Below are 13,445 nucleotides of genomic sequence, written 5' to 3'. Positions count from 1 at the left end.
GGCTCGGGCATTCTGGCCTATGCTGGGGTACGGCAGGCCTGACGGGTCTGCTCGGGGAATCTCAAATGGGGGAAACAATCATGAACCGGATTCTGTCTGCCGCCATCGGCATGGCCGCAATGGCTGGCGCCGTCTGCACGGTCGCGCCGGCTGCGGCCCAACAGGCCGCGCGCCCGCCGATCGCCACCACCAAGGTGGAGGGCACCGATAATGTCTATGTCTTCCGCAATGGCGGCCATCAGGCCATGTTCATCGTCACCCGGGATGGCGTGATCGCCACCGATCCGGTCGCCTATGGCAAGCCCACCGGCGGCCAGGCCTATGTGGACGAGATCCGCAAGGTCACCGACAAGCCGATCAAATACGTGATCTACAGCCATCACCATTACGACCATATTGCCGGCGGCAAGGCCCTGAAGGATGCCGGTGCCATCTTCATCGCCCACAAGCGCGCCAAGGAACGCCTGGTGCCGCTGAAGGACCCGCATACCGTGATCCCCGATGAAGTGGTGGGCAACAAGGGCCGCACCATCACGCTGGGCGGCACCAAGCTGGAGCTGACCTATCACGGTCTCAACCATTCCGACTCGTCTCTGGTGATGCGCCTGCCGAAGGAAAAGATCATCTTCATCGTCGACACCATTCCGGTCGGTTCGGTCCCGGGACGCGGCATCATCGATTTCTATCCGCTGGAAACCGAAGGCTTCATGAAGAAAGTGCTGGCGATGGACTGGGATCGCATGATCCCCGGCCATCCCGGCCCCAATGACCGCCTCGGCACCAAGGACGATGTGCGCGCGCAGCTGCAGTTCCTGCAGGATGCCTCGGCCGAAATGAAAATCCTCGCCCAGGACGGCAAATGCTGGGACACGGCGGAGAAGGAATTCAAGCTGCCGAAATACGAAAGCTGGCCGGGCTATGCCAACAACCTGCCCTTCGTGGCACGGCGCTATTGCGGCCTCTGGGGCCGCGGCACGTAGCCTTACAGACAACTGTCATGCCAACGCGCAGCGGTGGCATCCACGACTTGGCAACAGGATAAATCGTGGATGCCACGCAAGCGTGGCATAACGGATGGGATGAGGACCTACAGCGCCGCCTTCAGCACGCGGAACAAACGCTCGATATCGTCTTCGGTGTTGTAGACATGGGGCGTGATGCGCATGGCCTTGCCGCGCACGCTGACAAACACCTTTTCCGCCGCCAGTTTCGCCGGCAGATCCGCCGGCACGGCATCACCGAAACGCAGACCGAGATAATGCCCGGCACGGCGGTCGGCGCGCACGGTGTCGAGACCCAGCTCGGCGCGCGCCCGTTCGGCCACCCTGTCGTTGCGTGATTTCAGCGTCGCGTAGATGCGCGCCGTGCCCCAGCCGAGCAGCAGTTCGAGCGAGGCTTTCGCCGCCGGAGTCAGGGCGAAGTTGCTGCGTTCGCCGACATCGAAGCGTCGTGCACCCGGCTGGAACTCGGCCTTGTAATCGACCAGGCCGGCGAAGTTTTCCGAATCCTTGCGTGCGATCCAGTTATGCTCGATCGGTGGGCCCGACTGCCAGCGCGGTGCCACATAGAGATAGCCGAACGAATACGGCCCCAGCATCCATTTATAGCCGCCGGCAACCAGGATATCGGGCTGGATCGTGGCCACGTCGAAAGGCATCACCCCCATCGACTGTGTGGCATCGATACACAGCGCGGCACCCACTTTGCGACAGGCGGCGCCGATGGCAACCAGATCGAGCAGGCCGCCATCAGTCCAGTGACAATGCGGCAGGGCCACGATGCCGGTGCGACTGTCGATCTGCTCCAGCACCAGCGCCGTCCAGTCGTCATCCGAAGGACGCGGGATATTGACGAACTGCGCGCCGGTCTTCTTGGCCAGTTCCATCCAGGGATAGATGTTGGAGGGGAACTGCTCGGCCAGCGTCACGATGGTCTGCCCGGCTTTCAGCGGCAGAATATTGGCCGCCACCGCCATGCCATAGGACACCGACGGCACGATCGCGATGTCACTGGCATTGGCGTTGACCAGCTGCGCGAACAGGCCGCGCACCGCTTCGGATTCGGTGAAGAAATCCACCGGGCTGATGGTCCAGGGATTCAGCTTGGCACGCATGCCGGCCTCACCGGCCGCCGCCACGCTTTTCGGCAGCGGGCCCATATAGGCACTGTTGAGATAGGCGACATCGGCGGGAATATCGAACAGCGCGCGCTGGCTCGGCAGCAGGGCCTGGGTCAGAGACTGGTCGGTCATGGCATCCATCCGTTGAAGTCGTAAGCCTGACTAGCCAGCCCGGGGCTTGCCTGTCGAGCGACAAATTGCCGCCCGACAATACACCCCTGGCCTAAGTCGCTGACAATTCTCGCGGCCGCGAATGCACCCCGACAATATTCCGCTGGCGCGGCTGTAACGCCGGCGGCAGAGTGCCGGCAAAACAAGGTCCGCTTCCCCCGGTGGCATAACCATGTCCGTTCCGCATATTGCCCTCGCCGTCCTGATCGCCGCGATCTGGGGCTTCAACTTCGTCGTCATCCGGCTCGGCCTCGACGCCTTCCCGCCACTGCTGTTCAACGGCCTGCGCTTCGCCGTCGCCAGCCTGCCCTTCCTGCTGCTGTTCCGCAGCCCCGGCGTGCCGTGGCGCTGGGTGCTGGGCACCGGCCTGGTGCTGGGCGTCATGAAATTCAGCCTGCTGTTCGTCGCCATGGCCCATGGCATGCCGGCCGGCCTCGCTTCGGTGGTGATGCAGGCGCAGGCGCTGTTCAGCGTGGTGTTTGCCGCGCTGCTTCTGCAGGAACGGCCTGGCATCATGCAATGGAGCGGCATGATGATTGCCGCGGCAGGTCTTGCCGTGATCGGTCTTGATATGGGCGTGGGGGCGTCGCTGATCGCCTTCGGCATGATTATCGCCGCCGCCGCCTGCTGGGGCCTGGCCAATATCCTTACGCGCCGGGCCGCGGCACCACAGCCGCTGGCTTTCATGGTCTGGGTCAGCGCCGTGCCGCCGCTGCCGATGCTCGGCCTGTCATGGGTCTTCGAGGGCGAGGCCGCTATCACGACGGCCATCGCCTCGCTCGATGCGCGCGGCATCATGGCCGTGCTCTATATCGGGCTGCTGTCGACCACCGCCTGTTTCGCCGCCTGGAGCTTCCTGCTGCGGCAGTACAAGGCCAGCATCGTGGCGCCGTTCACCCTGCTGGTGCCGGTCTTCGGCCTGATCAGCGCAGGCCTCGTGCTGGACGAGACGCCATCCGCCGTCAAGCTCGGCGGCGCAGCGCTGATCCTGTTCGGTCTGATGGTGAATGCCGGCCTGCTGAAGCGGCTGCTGCCGGCAGCGAAAACCGCCTAGAGCTTTATCGCGAGATCGCGGATCGCCGTGCGACAGGCATCGGCGGTCCGCTCCAGATAGGCGCGGGCGTCGGGACGCAGACCATCCTGCTGCAGCTGTTCATTGATCGAAGCGAGAATTGTGCGCAGGTGCCGAATACGGGCCGGCATGTCTTTATCCCCCTCAGGCGAATCGCGTGTTGAATCATGTTTCACGCGACGGAGAGTGGGCAGTTTAGGTTAATAAAAACTGACCTGCTGTTTGCGGCTGCCGCGACGGGCGATGCGACGCAGGCCCGGCGTGAAAGCCGGGCGACCGGATTCAAAATCCGGAATCGTCGGCACCACGACATGCGGTGCCGCAGGACGATCAAGCGCCACTACATCGGGTATCATCACCTCTTCCACCGGTACGGTGATCGGCGGCGCCTCCATTATTCTGTCCTGTGCTTCGGCCGCCGCATCTGCATCTGCGGGCGCACCAGGCACCGGCACGGAGAGGATGGTGACCGACGGTTTCGCCGGCGAATCGGGCGGAGCGGCTGCCGATTCGGTTGCCGAAGTCTCCGCACCGGCCGGCATCGTCTCGGCCTGGGTGACCAGGCGGTCGAGCATGCTTTTCAGCGGCAGCGGCACCGGGTCGTAGCCTTTCAGGATCAGCACCAGCGCCGGCCGCATCATGCCGAGCTTGTCGGCGAGCTGCTCGAAGCTGATACCGTACTGACGGCAGGCTTCCAGCACGCGCGGCTGCACGTCGCCGAGATAGTAGAGCTTGCCCTCCTTGCGCAGGCAGGGCAGGCCGTCCTCGAACAGGAAATCGTCGTCCTCGGTGATCGGGCTGTGCAGGGTCATCGCGGGCGCCGCTTACAGGCGGTCCTGGGCGGTGGCGGCCGCCGACTGCCAGGCGGTCATGCCGGCGGTGAGGCTCAGGCCCTTGAGCACGAAGGCCTCGATGGCGCGCTGCACCGGACGCGGCACCGGATCATGGCCTTTCAGCATCAGCACCAAGGCGCCGCGCGGCATGGAAAATCGGGTGGCGAAGAGATCGAAGCCGATGCCATGGGCGCGGCAGGCCTGCAGCACCAGCGGCTGCACATCCTCGGCGAAATAGAGCTTGGCCCCGCGCTCGATGGTGTTCAGGCCGGTATGGCCGCCAATGCCGGTGCCGAAACCGGCCGGGCGGGCGAAACGGGGATACTGCATCGGGTTCATGGCGCGGCTCCTGCTGCCCGGAAGGGGATCATCGGAAGCCAAACGTCATGTGGCGCGCCGGGTTTCCCCGGCGGGCTGGAACCTTTTTATGACCGGAAGAGAGGCCGGGGGAAAAGCGGGAGGGTGGTCAGACGCTCAGATCGGCCCGACGGCCCATGCCGCGCGGACGGGCGCCGGTGGTATCGGTCTTGGCTTCGGTGGCATTGGCGCCGGTATCGGTCTTTTTGCCTTTTTCGCCCTTGGACTGGGCCGATCCGCCGGTATTGCCGGTGGCGATGGCCGCCTGCCGGGTCTGGTTGCCGACCGGCAAAGCCGTGACCGCCGCGGCGGCCAGGGCCGCGTTCGGAGCCTGCGACTGGTTCAAGCCTTGCGCCGGGGTGGACGGCTGGGCTTGCGGCAGGGATGACACCGGAGGGATGATCATCGTCATGGTCCAGATGTATGATGACAAAACGTGGTTGACAAGAACTTAAAGTTTTAGGGCAACTGGGGCCCACAATTATTAATAACTACAACGGGGAAAGGAGCCTGCCCTGTCCAAGCCCAAGGCGAGTAAACCCCCGGCAAAACCGGGGCTTTTGAGCCGGCTGTTCGGCACCGCCGCGCCGGCGCCCAAGCCCAAACAGCAGTTCAACGGCCCGGCCAAGGACGCGGCCGAAGGCCGTCGGCTGCGCGCACAACTGGCCGAGCAGATCCGCAGCCTGCGCGCCAAACTGAGCCCCCAGCTTCTCAAGCTGGGCGAAAAGATCGCCCGCAAGGGACCGCCAGTGACCGACCAGGAACGCGCCACCATGGCCATCGAGCTGTTCCTGGCCCAGAAGCAGGATGGCGGCGATTTCGCCGCCAAGCTGAAAGAGAAGATCGAGGAGCGCCGCCGCAAGAGCCACTGAGGCAGCCGGCGGCTATTCTTTCCATTTTGGAAAAACTGCTTCTCCGCACCGACTGCTAGTTCTGGCAGCCCCGGCGCCTACCTTGCCGGCATGACTCAGAAAACCAGAACCGCTCTGGTAGTCGGCGCCCAGGGCGTGATCGGCCGCAACCTCATCGACCATCTTGCGACGCTGGACGACTGGCGCGTCATCGGCCTGTCGCGCCGGGGCGGTGAGTCGACCGCAGCGCTGCGTCATATCGCCCTCGACCTGCTGGACGCCGCCGATACAAAACTGAAGCTCGCCGGTCTTGGCGACGTGACGCATGTCTTCTACGCGGCCTATCAGGATCGCCCGACCTGGGCCGAACTGGTGCCGCCGAATCTGGCCATGTTGGTGAATACGGTGGAGGCCATCGAACCGGTGGCGCGCGGCCTGCAGCACATCAGCCTGATGCAGGGCTACAAGGTCTATGGCGCGCATCTCGGACCCTTCAAGACACCGGCGCGCGAGGACGAGGCCGGCCGTCACATGCCGCCGGAATTCAATGTCGACCAGCAGGTCTTCCTGACGCAGCACCAGCAGGGCAAGACCTGGAGCTGGTCGGCCATTCGCCCTTCGGTGGTCGGCGGCTTCGCGCTCGGCAATCCGATGAATCTTGTTGTCGCCATTGCCATCTATGCGGCGATGTCGAAGGAGCTGGGCATTCCGTTGCGCTTTCCGGGCAAGCCCGGCGCCTACGATGCGCTGCTGGAAATGACCGATGCCGGCCTGCTGGCGCACGCCACCGTCTGGGCCGCGACCGAGCCGAAAGCTGCCAACCAGGCCTTCAACATCAATAACGGCGACCTGTTCCGCTGGCGCGAGATGTGGCCGCTTATCGCCGACTATTTCGACCTCGAAGTCGCACCGCCGCTGCCCATGCAGCTCGGCACCGTGATGGCCGACAAGGCAGCCCTGTGGCAGAACATGCAGGCAAAGCATGGTCTGGCGCCGCATCCCTATGCCGATGTCTCGGCCTGGGGCTTTGCCGATTTCGTCTTCTCCTGGGATTACGACATGTTCGCCGATGGCAGCAAGGCGCGGCGCTTCGGCTTCCACGAGCATGTCGAGACCCGGCAGATGGTCATCACCCTGTTCGACGATCTGCGCCGCCGCAATATCATTCCGTAAAACAAAAAAATCAGCCCTCCCTCAGGAGCCTCCCATGTCGTCCACCCAACGATCATCCACGATTGCCATTGCGGCGCTGTCGGTCAGCGCCTTTGCGATCGGCACCACCGAATTCGTCATCATGGGTCTGCTGCCGCAGCTCAGCCAGGACTTCGCCGTCTCGGTGCCCGATGCCGGCCTGCTGGTCACCGGCTATGCGCTCGGCGTCGCCATCGGCGCGCCCCTGCTCGCCGCGCTGACCGGCCGCATTCCGCGCAAAGCCCTGCTGCTAGCGCTGATGGCGCTGTTCACCATCGGCAACATCCTCTGCGCCATCGCGCCGGGTTATGGCCTGATGATGGCGGCCCGCGTGGTCACCAGCTTCACCCATGGCAGCTTCTTCGGTGTCGGCTCGGTGGTCGCCGCCGGCCTGGTGGCGCCGGACAGGCGTGCCGGTGCGGTGGCGCTGATGTTCACCGGCCTGACCATTGCCAATATCCTCGGCGTACCGTTCGGCAAGCTGCTGGGCGATGCCTATGGCTGGCGCTCAACCTTCTGGGCGATCTCCGGCCTGGGCGTGATCGCCATGGCGGCGGTTGCGCTGCTGGTGCCGCGCATCGCCAAGGTCGAAGACTCCAACTTCCTGCGCGAGCTGCGCGTGGCCATGAAGCCCGCCGTGCTGCTGGCCCTGCTGACCACCGTGTTCGGTTTCGCCGGCGTGTTTGCCGCCTTCACCTATGTGGCACCGCTACTACTCGACATCACCGGCACGACCCAGACCATGGTGACCGTGGCACTGGTGCTGTTCGGTGTCGGCGTCACCATCGGCAACACGCTGGGTGGCAAGGTCGCCGACCGTAGCCTGATGCCCGGCCTGATGGGCATTCTCGCCCTGCTGATCCTGGTGCTGGTCGCGCAGTATCTGTTCGCTGCGCAGCTGGTGCCGGTGCTGATCCTCGTCACGCTGGTCGGCGTATTCGGTTTCGCCACCGTGCCCGGCCTGCAGACCCGTGTGCTGGACAAGGCCGCCGATGCGGCAGCCCTGGCGGCCACGCTCAACATCGGCGCCTTCAATCTCGGCAACGCCATCGGCGCCTGGGTCGGCGGCCTGATGATCACGCAGGGCTTCGGCATTGCCGCGACGGCGCTGGGCGGCGCCGGGCTGGCGCTGATCGGTCTGGCCGCGACCGCGCTCGGCTATCTCGGCGACCGCGCGGTGCTGAAGCCGGCGCAAGCCTCGGCGTAAACAACGAAAACGCGTCAGCTCCGGCTGGCGCGTTCCTTTTTCGCCCGCACGGCGGCGGGACCAAGCAGCTTGCGTTCCGCCGCCTGCAGCTCCTTTGTCAGGAAATCGACAAAACAAGTGACGCGATGTGGCACCTGTCGGCCCGGCGGAAACACCGCATGGACATCCTCGTCGCGGCGATAGGCGGCCAGCACCGCGACCAGCCGGCCGCTGTTCAGATCGTCGGCCACATCCCAGATCGATTTCTGCGCCAGGCCCAGGCCGGCCAGGGTCCAGGCATAGGCGACCTCGCCATTGTTGGCGGCCAGACGCCCGTTGATGCGCAGGGCGCTTTCTTCCGTGTCGCCGGTGAAGCGCCAGACCTGGCCCGGGCCGGTGCCGCAGATGGCGATGCAGTCATGCGCGGCCAGGTCGGCCAGCGTCTGCGGCGTGCCGCGTTTTTTCAGATAGGCCGGCGCGCCGCAGATCAGCCGCTGGTTCGACACCAGCCGGCGCGTGCGCAGCGAAGAATCCGCCAGATCGCCCATGCGCAGCGCCAGGTCGATATTCTCCTCCAGCAGATCGACCACCGTGTCGGTGAGCTGCAGATGGAAGCTGAGTTGCGGATGCTTGGCGGCGAAGGCGGCGATCAGCGGCGTGATCCAGGCGCGGCCGAAGGCCACCGGCGCGGTGATGCGGATGGTGCCGGTCAGCCGTCCGTCGGCGCCGGCAATCGCCTGCTCGGCATCGGCGACATCGGCGAGGATGGTCTTGCAGCGTTCGAAGAAGGCGAGGCCGTCCTCGGTCAGCGCTAATTTCCGCGTCGTGCGGTTGATCAGCCGCGCCCCGAGCCGGCGTTCGAGCTGCGCCAGCTGCTTGCTCACCACCGGAATGGAAAGATTGAGGCGCCGCGCCGCGGCCGACAGGCTGCCGGTAATGGCAACAGCGGCGAAGATTTCCATGTCACGCAGGCGATCCATGGCGCGAAAATGGCGGGATCGTATGAAAAACGCTAGTGCAGACTGCTGCGCGGCGGTTCGCCGGATTCCACGGCTGCCGGCTCGACCGTCGTAACCGGTGCAGGCTGGTCGGGCCCGGCCGGTACGCTGCCATCGCCACGCTTCAGCCGGTCATGAGCCTTCACCGAGAAGGGGATCGAGGCGATATAGGCGATCTCCATCGCCGCCAGCGTATACCAGGGCTGATTGAGCAGGCCGGCGACCAGCAGGCCGACGCCGAGCAGCACCAGGCCGATATATTCGCGCGGCACGCGGACGCGCTTGAAGGAATAGGTCGGCACGCGGCTGACCATCATGCCGCCGATGACCAGCATCCAGATCGCATTCAGGCCGGCCGAACGGAAGAACTCGCTGTCCAGCTCCAGGCTGATAATCAGAAACAGCAGGCTGAGGCCCGCACCCGCCGGCGCCGGAATACCGGTGAAGAAGCTGCCGGTCCATTGCGGCTTCTGGTCATCGTCGAGCGCGGTATTGAAGCGCGCCAGACGGAGCGCCGCGCAGACCGCGAAGGCCAGCACCACCACCCAGCCGGTATTGCCGCCGCCGAGCGTGTTGAGCGTCCAGAAATACAGCACCATCGCCGGCGCCACGCCGAAGCAGAGGAAGTCCGACAGCGAATCCAGCTCGGCGCCGAATTTCGACGCGCCTTTCAGCAGGCGGGCAACGCGGCCGTCCAGCATGTCGAACAGGGCGGCGGTGGCAATCGCCATCACCGCGAACTTGAACTGCCCCATGATGGCAAAGCGGATCGCCGTCAGCCCTGAACAGAGCGCGATGATGGTGAGGATATTTGGCGCCAGCGTGTTGAGCGGCAGGTTGCGCAGCTTGATCGGCTTCATCGGCATCGTGGCTCTCCTGTCGCCGCCAGACTAGTCCGGCGATCTTACAGTCGTATTAACGGACCGTACCCGTCCGCGGCTGCTCGGTGGCGCCATCCTCGGCGATCACGGTCTCGCCGGCGATGCAGCGCTGGCCGACGATGGCCAGCGGCACCATGCCGTCATCGAGATAGACATCGACGCGGCTGCCAAAGCGGATCAGGCCGAACCGTTCGCCGGCCTTGTAGGTTTCGCCCTCGCGGGCTTCACAAAGAATACGGCGGGCGACCAGGCCGGCGATCTGGACGACGGCGATCTCCTTGCCCGAGGTCAGCTTGAGTCGCATGGACTGGCGCTCGTTGTCGATGCTGGCCTTGTCGAGCGCGGCATTGAGGAACTTGCCCGGACGATAGGCGAGCGCCGTCACCACACCCTCGGCCGGGGCGCGGTTCACATGCACGTCGAAGACATTCATGAATACCGAGATGCGCATCAGCGGGTCGGACCCCATGCCGAGCTCTTCGGGCGGCGCGGCGCGCTCGATCATCTGCACCACGCCATCGGCCGGCGAAATGAGAAGGCCGGCGCGATCGGGCGTAACGCGCGGCGGGTCGCGGAAGAAATAGGCGCACCAGCAGGTGAGGATGACGCCGAGCCAGCCCAGCGGGGTGGCGATCCAGAACAGGATCAGGGTGACGATCGCGAAGATGGCGATGAACTTCCAGCCTTCGCGGTGGATCGGCACCAGAACGGAACGGATCGTGTCCATGGACGCAGTCTTCCTTCAGTCGGAACGGGACGTATGACGCGGGTGCAATGTAGCGATTGCCGGCCCCGTCTTAAAGACCTGCCGGGGCAGGACTTTGGGCGATTTTGGCCCCGCCGGCGGCTCAGTCGCCCGCCGCCGAGAGGATAGCGGCGCTTTCGGTGCCGGCCTTGGCCTCGCGATCGCGGGCTTCCTGCTGCTTGTGCCAGAGCGCGGCATAGAGCCCGCCCTGGGCCAGCAGCGCATGATGGCGGCCGCGTTCGGCGATCTGGCCCTGCTCCAGCACGATGATCTCGTCGGCATCCACAACAGTGGACAGCCGGTGCGCGATCACCAGCGTGGTGCAGCCTTCGGCGGCGCGGCTGAGCGCTGCCTGGATCTCGCGTTCGGTATGGGTATCGAGTGCCGAGGTCGCCTCGTCGAACACCATGATCTTCGGGTTCTTCAGCAGCGCACGCGCAATCGCCACGCGCTGCTTCTCGCCGCCGGACAATTTGAGGCCGCGTTCGCCCACCATGGTCTGCATGCCATCGGGCAGGCGGGCGATCAGGTGATCGAGCCGGGCATCGCGGGCCGCCTGCGCCACATCCGCATCGGAGGCGCCGACACGGCCATAGCGGATGTTGTAAAGGATGGTGTCGTTGAACAGCACGGTATCCTGCGGCACGATGCCGATGGCCTGGCGCAGACTGAGCTGCGTGACGCCACGGATATCCTGGCCGTCGATGGTGATGCTGCCCGACTGGATATCGTAGAAGCGGTAGAGCAGACGCGACAGCGTCGACTTGCCGGCGCCCGAAGAGCCAACGACCGCGATCTTCTTGCCGGGCGCGATGCGGAAGCTGACGCCCTGCAGGATTTCGCGACGCGGATCGTAGGCGAAACGTACATCGCTGAACGCCACCTCGCCGCGCGGCACCTGCAGCGCCGGCGCATCGGGCGCATCCTGCACTTCCGTGGGCACCACCAGCAGCGTGAACATCGCCTCCATATCGATCAGGCCCTGCTTGATCTCGCGATAGGCAAAGCCGAGGAAATTCAGCGGCAGATAAAGCTGGATCAGGTAGGCATTGACCATCACCAGGTCGCCGAGCGTCATGGTGCCGTCGCGCATGCCGAGCACCGACAGGCTCATCACCGCGATCAGGCCGACCGAGATGATGGCGCCCTGGCCGAGATTGAGCAGGGCCAGCGTGGTCTGGCTTTTGACCGCGGCGGTTTCGTAGCGCTGCAGCGCCTCGTCGAAGCGATGCGCCTCATGGGCCTCGTTGGTGAAATACTTCACCGTCTCATAATTCAGCAGGCTGTCGACCGCGCGGGTATTGGCACGCTGGTCCTCGTCATTCATCTGGCGGCGGTATTTGGTGCGCCATTCGGTGATCGCCAGCGTGTACCAGATATAGCCGCCGATGGTGCTGACCGTGATGACGGCAAAGACCCAGCCGTAGAGCCACCACAGCACGCCGCCGACCAGCGCGATCTCCACGATGGTCGGCACGATGTTGAAGGTCATGAACTGCAAAACGAACTGGATGCCCTTGGTACCACGTTCGATCACGCGGGAGAGGCCGCCGGTCTGGCGCTCCAGATGGAACCGCAGGCTCAGCGCATGCAGGTGGTTGAAGGTCTCCAGCGCCAGATCGCGGATGGCGGCCTGGGCCACCTTGGCGAAAACCGCGTCGCGCAGCTCGCCGAAGGCCTGGGCACCCATGCGGGCGAGACCATAGGCGACCACCAGGCCGATCACCGCGGTGACGGCGATCTGGCCGGCGGAAAAGCCATGGTCCAGCAGGTCGACCACCTGCTTGAACAGATATGGCACTGCAACATTGATCAGCTTGGCCGCCACCAGGAAGACGAAGGCGATCACCACCCGGCGGCGCAGATCGGGGCGACCCGCGGGCCAGAGTCGCGGAATCAGCAAGGCTGGTAGCGATTTTTTCAAGTCGGTCATGATGGGCAGGGCTGGGGCGATTGATTAGGTTGGGCTGGCGCGAACCGGTTTGACCCGGATTGGTTCAGGGGCGAAATTGGTCCGGGGACTTGATCGGCAAGGCGGGCGGAGCCTATCGTCTGCCCCCGAATAATCCACGTTATTTTCCTGTTAGGCTTCAAGGGAGCAGTGCGATGAAAGTGGTGAGCTTCGTCCGAAATGGCAAGGGCTCGTATGGCGTGGTCTCGGGGGACGGGATCGTCGATGTGGGCGCCAAGCTGGGGACGAAATACCCCGACCTGGTCGCGGTGCTGAAGGCCGGCGCACTGGCCGAAGTGGAAGCCGCTGCCAAGGGTGCGACCGCCGACCTGCCCTACAAGGGCACGGTGCTGCTGCCGGTGGTGCCCAATCCCGGCAAGATCGTCTGCGTCGGCGTCAATTACGACGAACACCGCCGCGAGATGGGCCGCGAGCCGCCGGGCCATCCCACCATCTTCGTGCGCTTCCCGGAAAGCCAGGTTGCCCATGACCAGCCCCTGCTGAAGCCTGCCGAATCCGACAAGCTGGATTACGAGGCCGAGCTGGCCGTCATTATCGGCAAGCGCGGCTACAAGGTCTCCGAAGACGATGCCTTCAGCATCGTCGCCGGCTACAGCTGCTACAACGACGGCTCGGTGCGCGACTGGCAGACCCATACCGGCCAGTTCACCCCGGGCAAGAACTTCAACGCCACCGGCGGCTTCGGCCCCTGGATGGTGACCGCGGACGAGATCCCCGATGCCCAGGCCCTGGAAATCCAGAGCCGCCTGAACGGCCAGGTGATGCAGAAGTCCAATACCGAACTGATGACCTTTAACATCCGCAAGATCATCAAGTATGTGACCACCTTCACGCCGCTGGAACCTGGCGACGTGATCGCCACCGGCACGCCGGGCGGCGTCGGCACCAAGCGCAACCCGCCGGTCTACATGAAGGATGGCGACATCATCGAGATCGAGATCGAGAAGGTCGGCCTGCTGCGCAATCCGGTGAAAAACGCGTAAGCGGTCCGCTTTACTCTGAGTGCCAACGGGGCGCTTCAGGCACCCCGTTTCGTTTCTGCCTCCAAACCGTCATGCCAACGCGTCAG

15 protein-coding genes are annotated in these 13,445 nt (G+C 64.7%); 6 read left to right on the top strand and 9 right to left on the bottom strand.

The genetic code is table 11. The annotated features are described in order from the left end of the window. Window positions 1-80 precede the first annotated feature (80 nt). Window positions 81-980 (top strand): MBL fold metallo-hydrolase, encoded by a 900-nt coding sequence (locus AC1ROT_RS11570; RefSeq protein WP_492973631.1) that lies wholly within the window; start codon window positions 81-83, stop codon window positions 978-980. Window positions 981-1,087: 107 nt separating this feature from the next. Here the strand turns inward: AC1ROT_RS11570 and AC1ROT_RS11565 are convergent, their stop codons facing one another. Further along, a complete protein-coding gene (locus AC1ROT_RS11565; protein WP_492999135.1) occupies window positions 1,088-2,251 on the bottom strand; it encodes an aminotransferase class V-fold PLP-dependent enzyme in 1,164 nt (387 codons plus the stop codon). 211 nt (window positions 2,252-2,462) lie between these two features. Here AC1ROT_RS11565 and AC1ROT_RS11560 point away from each other — a divergent pair, with 211 nt between their 5' ends. Continuing rightward, a complete protein-coding gene (locus tag AC1ROT_RS11560) occupies window positions 2,463-3,344 on the top strand; it encodes an EamA family transporter (RefSeq protein WP_492999134.1) in 882 nt (293 codons plus the stop codon). On the opposite strand, the gene AC1ROT_RS11555 is transcribed toward AC1ROT_RS11560, so the two are convergent. From AC1ROT_RS11555 to AC1ROT_RS11540, 4 genes are all read right to left on the bottom strand, one after another. Then, a complete protein-coding gene (locus AC1ROT_RS11555) occupies window positions 3,341-3,493 on the bottom strand; it encodes a hypothetical protein (RefSeq protein ID WP_492973634.1) in 153 nt (50 codons plus the stop codon). The genes AC1ROT_RS11560 and AC1ROT_RS11555 overlap by 4 nt on opposite strands. A 69-nt stretch (window positions 3,494-3,562) precedes the next feature. Continuing rightward, window positions 3,563-4,174 carry a hypothetical protein gene (locus AC1ROT_RS11550; protein ID WP_492999132.1) on the bottom strand — a complete coding sequence of 204 codons (612 nt, stop codon included), beginning with the start codon at window positions 4,172-4,174 and terminating at the stop codon, window positions 3,563-3,565. A 12-nt stretch (window positions 4,175-4,186) separates the two neighbouring features. Then, entirely contained in the window at window positions 4,187-4,534 is a 348-nt protein-coding gene (locus AC1ROT_RS11545; RefSeq protein WP_492973636.1) for a hypothetical protein, read from the bottom strand. Between the two features lie 127 nt (window positions 4,535-4,661). Further along, window positions 4,662-4,958: a hypothetical protein gene (locus AC1ROT_RS11540; protein WP_492973637.1), complete on the bottom strand. Its 297-nt coding sequence runs from the start codon at window positions 4,956-4,958 to the stop codon at window positions 4,662-4,664. Between the two features lie 154 nt (window positions 4,959-5,112). On the opposite strand from AC1ROT_RS11540, the gene AC1ROT_RS11535 reads away from it, so the two are divergent. The 3 genes from AC1ROT_RS11535 to AC1ROT_RS11525 all read left to right on the top strand — a co-directional run bounded on the left by AC1ROT_RS11535 (window position 5,113) and on the right by AC1ROT_RS11525 (window position 7,801). Beyond that, window positions 5,113-5,424 (top strand): hypothetical protein, encoded by a 312-nt coding sequence (locus AC1ROT_RS11535; protein ID WP_492973638.1) that lies wholly within the window; start codon window positions 5,113-5,115, stop codon window positions 5,422-5,424. Window positions 5,425-5,514: 90 nt separating this feature from the next. Beyond that, the gene (locus tag AC1ROT_RS11530) at window positions 5,515-6,576 is read left to right on the top strand and encodes an SDR family oxidoreductase (RefSeq protein WP_492999130.1); all 1,062 of its coding nucleotides are present in this window, start codon (window positions 5,515-5,517) and stop codon (window positions 6,574-6,576) included. 34 nt (window positions 6,577-6,610) lie between these two features. Then, on the top strand, window positions 6,611-7,801 hold the full coding sequence (locus tag AC1ROT_RS11525; protein ID WP_492999128.1) for an MFS transporter: 1,191 nt from the start codon (window positions 6,611-6,613) through the stop codon (window positions 7,799-7,801). Between the two features lie 14 nt (window positions 7,802-7,815). Here AC1ROT_RS11525 and AC1ROT_RS11520 read toward each other — a convergent pair whose 3' ends face one another. The 4 genes from AC1ROT_RS11520 to AC1ROT_RS11505 all read right to left on the bottom strand — a co-directional run bounded on the left by AC1ROT_RS11520 (window position 7,816) and on the right by AC1ROT_RS11505 (window position 12,337). Continuing rightward, entirely contained in the window at window positions 7,816-8,760 is a 945-nt protein-coding gene (locus AC1ROT_RS11520; protein ID WP_492973641.1) for a LysR family transcriptional regulator, read from the bottom strand. 32 nt (window positions 8,761-8,792) lie between these two features. Then, the gene (gene pssA / locus AC1ROT_RS11515; protein WP_492999126.1) at window positions 8,793-9,644 is read right to left on the bottom strand and encodes a CDP-diacylglycerol--serine O-phosphatidyltransferase; all 852 of its coding nucleotides are present in this window, start codon (window positions 9,642-9,644) and stop codon (window positions 8,793-8,795) included. Window positions 9,645-9,693: 49 nt separating this feature from the next. Further along, on the bottom strand, window positions 9,694-10,386 hold the full coding sequence (locus tag AC1ROT_RS11510) for a phosphatidylserine decarboxylase (RefSeq protein WP_492973643.1): 693 nt from the start codon (window positions 10,384-10,386) through the stop codon (window positions 9,694-9,696). A 121-nt stretch (window positions 10,387-10,507) separates the two neighbouring features. Then, complete coding sequence (locus AC1ROT_RS11505) at window positions 10,508-12,337, bottom strand: ABCB family ABC transporter ATP-binding protein/permease (protein ID WP_492999124.1); 1,830 nt, start codon at window positions 12,335-12,337, stop codon at window positions 10,508-10,510. A 173-nt stretch (window positions 12,338-12,510) separates the two neighbouring features. On the opposite strand from AC1ROT_RS11505, the gene AC1ROT_RS11500 reads away from it, so the two are divergent. Further along, window positions 12,511-13,359 (top strand): fumarylacetoacetate hydrolase family protein, encoded by an 849-nt coding sequence (locus AC1ROT_RS11500; protein WP_492999122.1) that lies wholly within the window; start codon window positions 12,511-12,513, stop codon window positions 13,357-13,359. Window positions 13,360-13,445: the final 86 nt, after the last annotated feature.

The organism is Ferrovibrio sp. GW821-FHT12E11, assembly GCF_058806975.1.
Note: the sequence above shows the minus strand (reverse complement) of the source record. Positions and strands in the feature narration are given on the sequence as shown.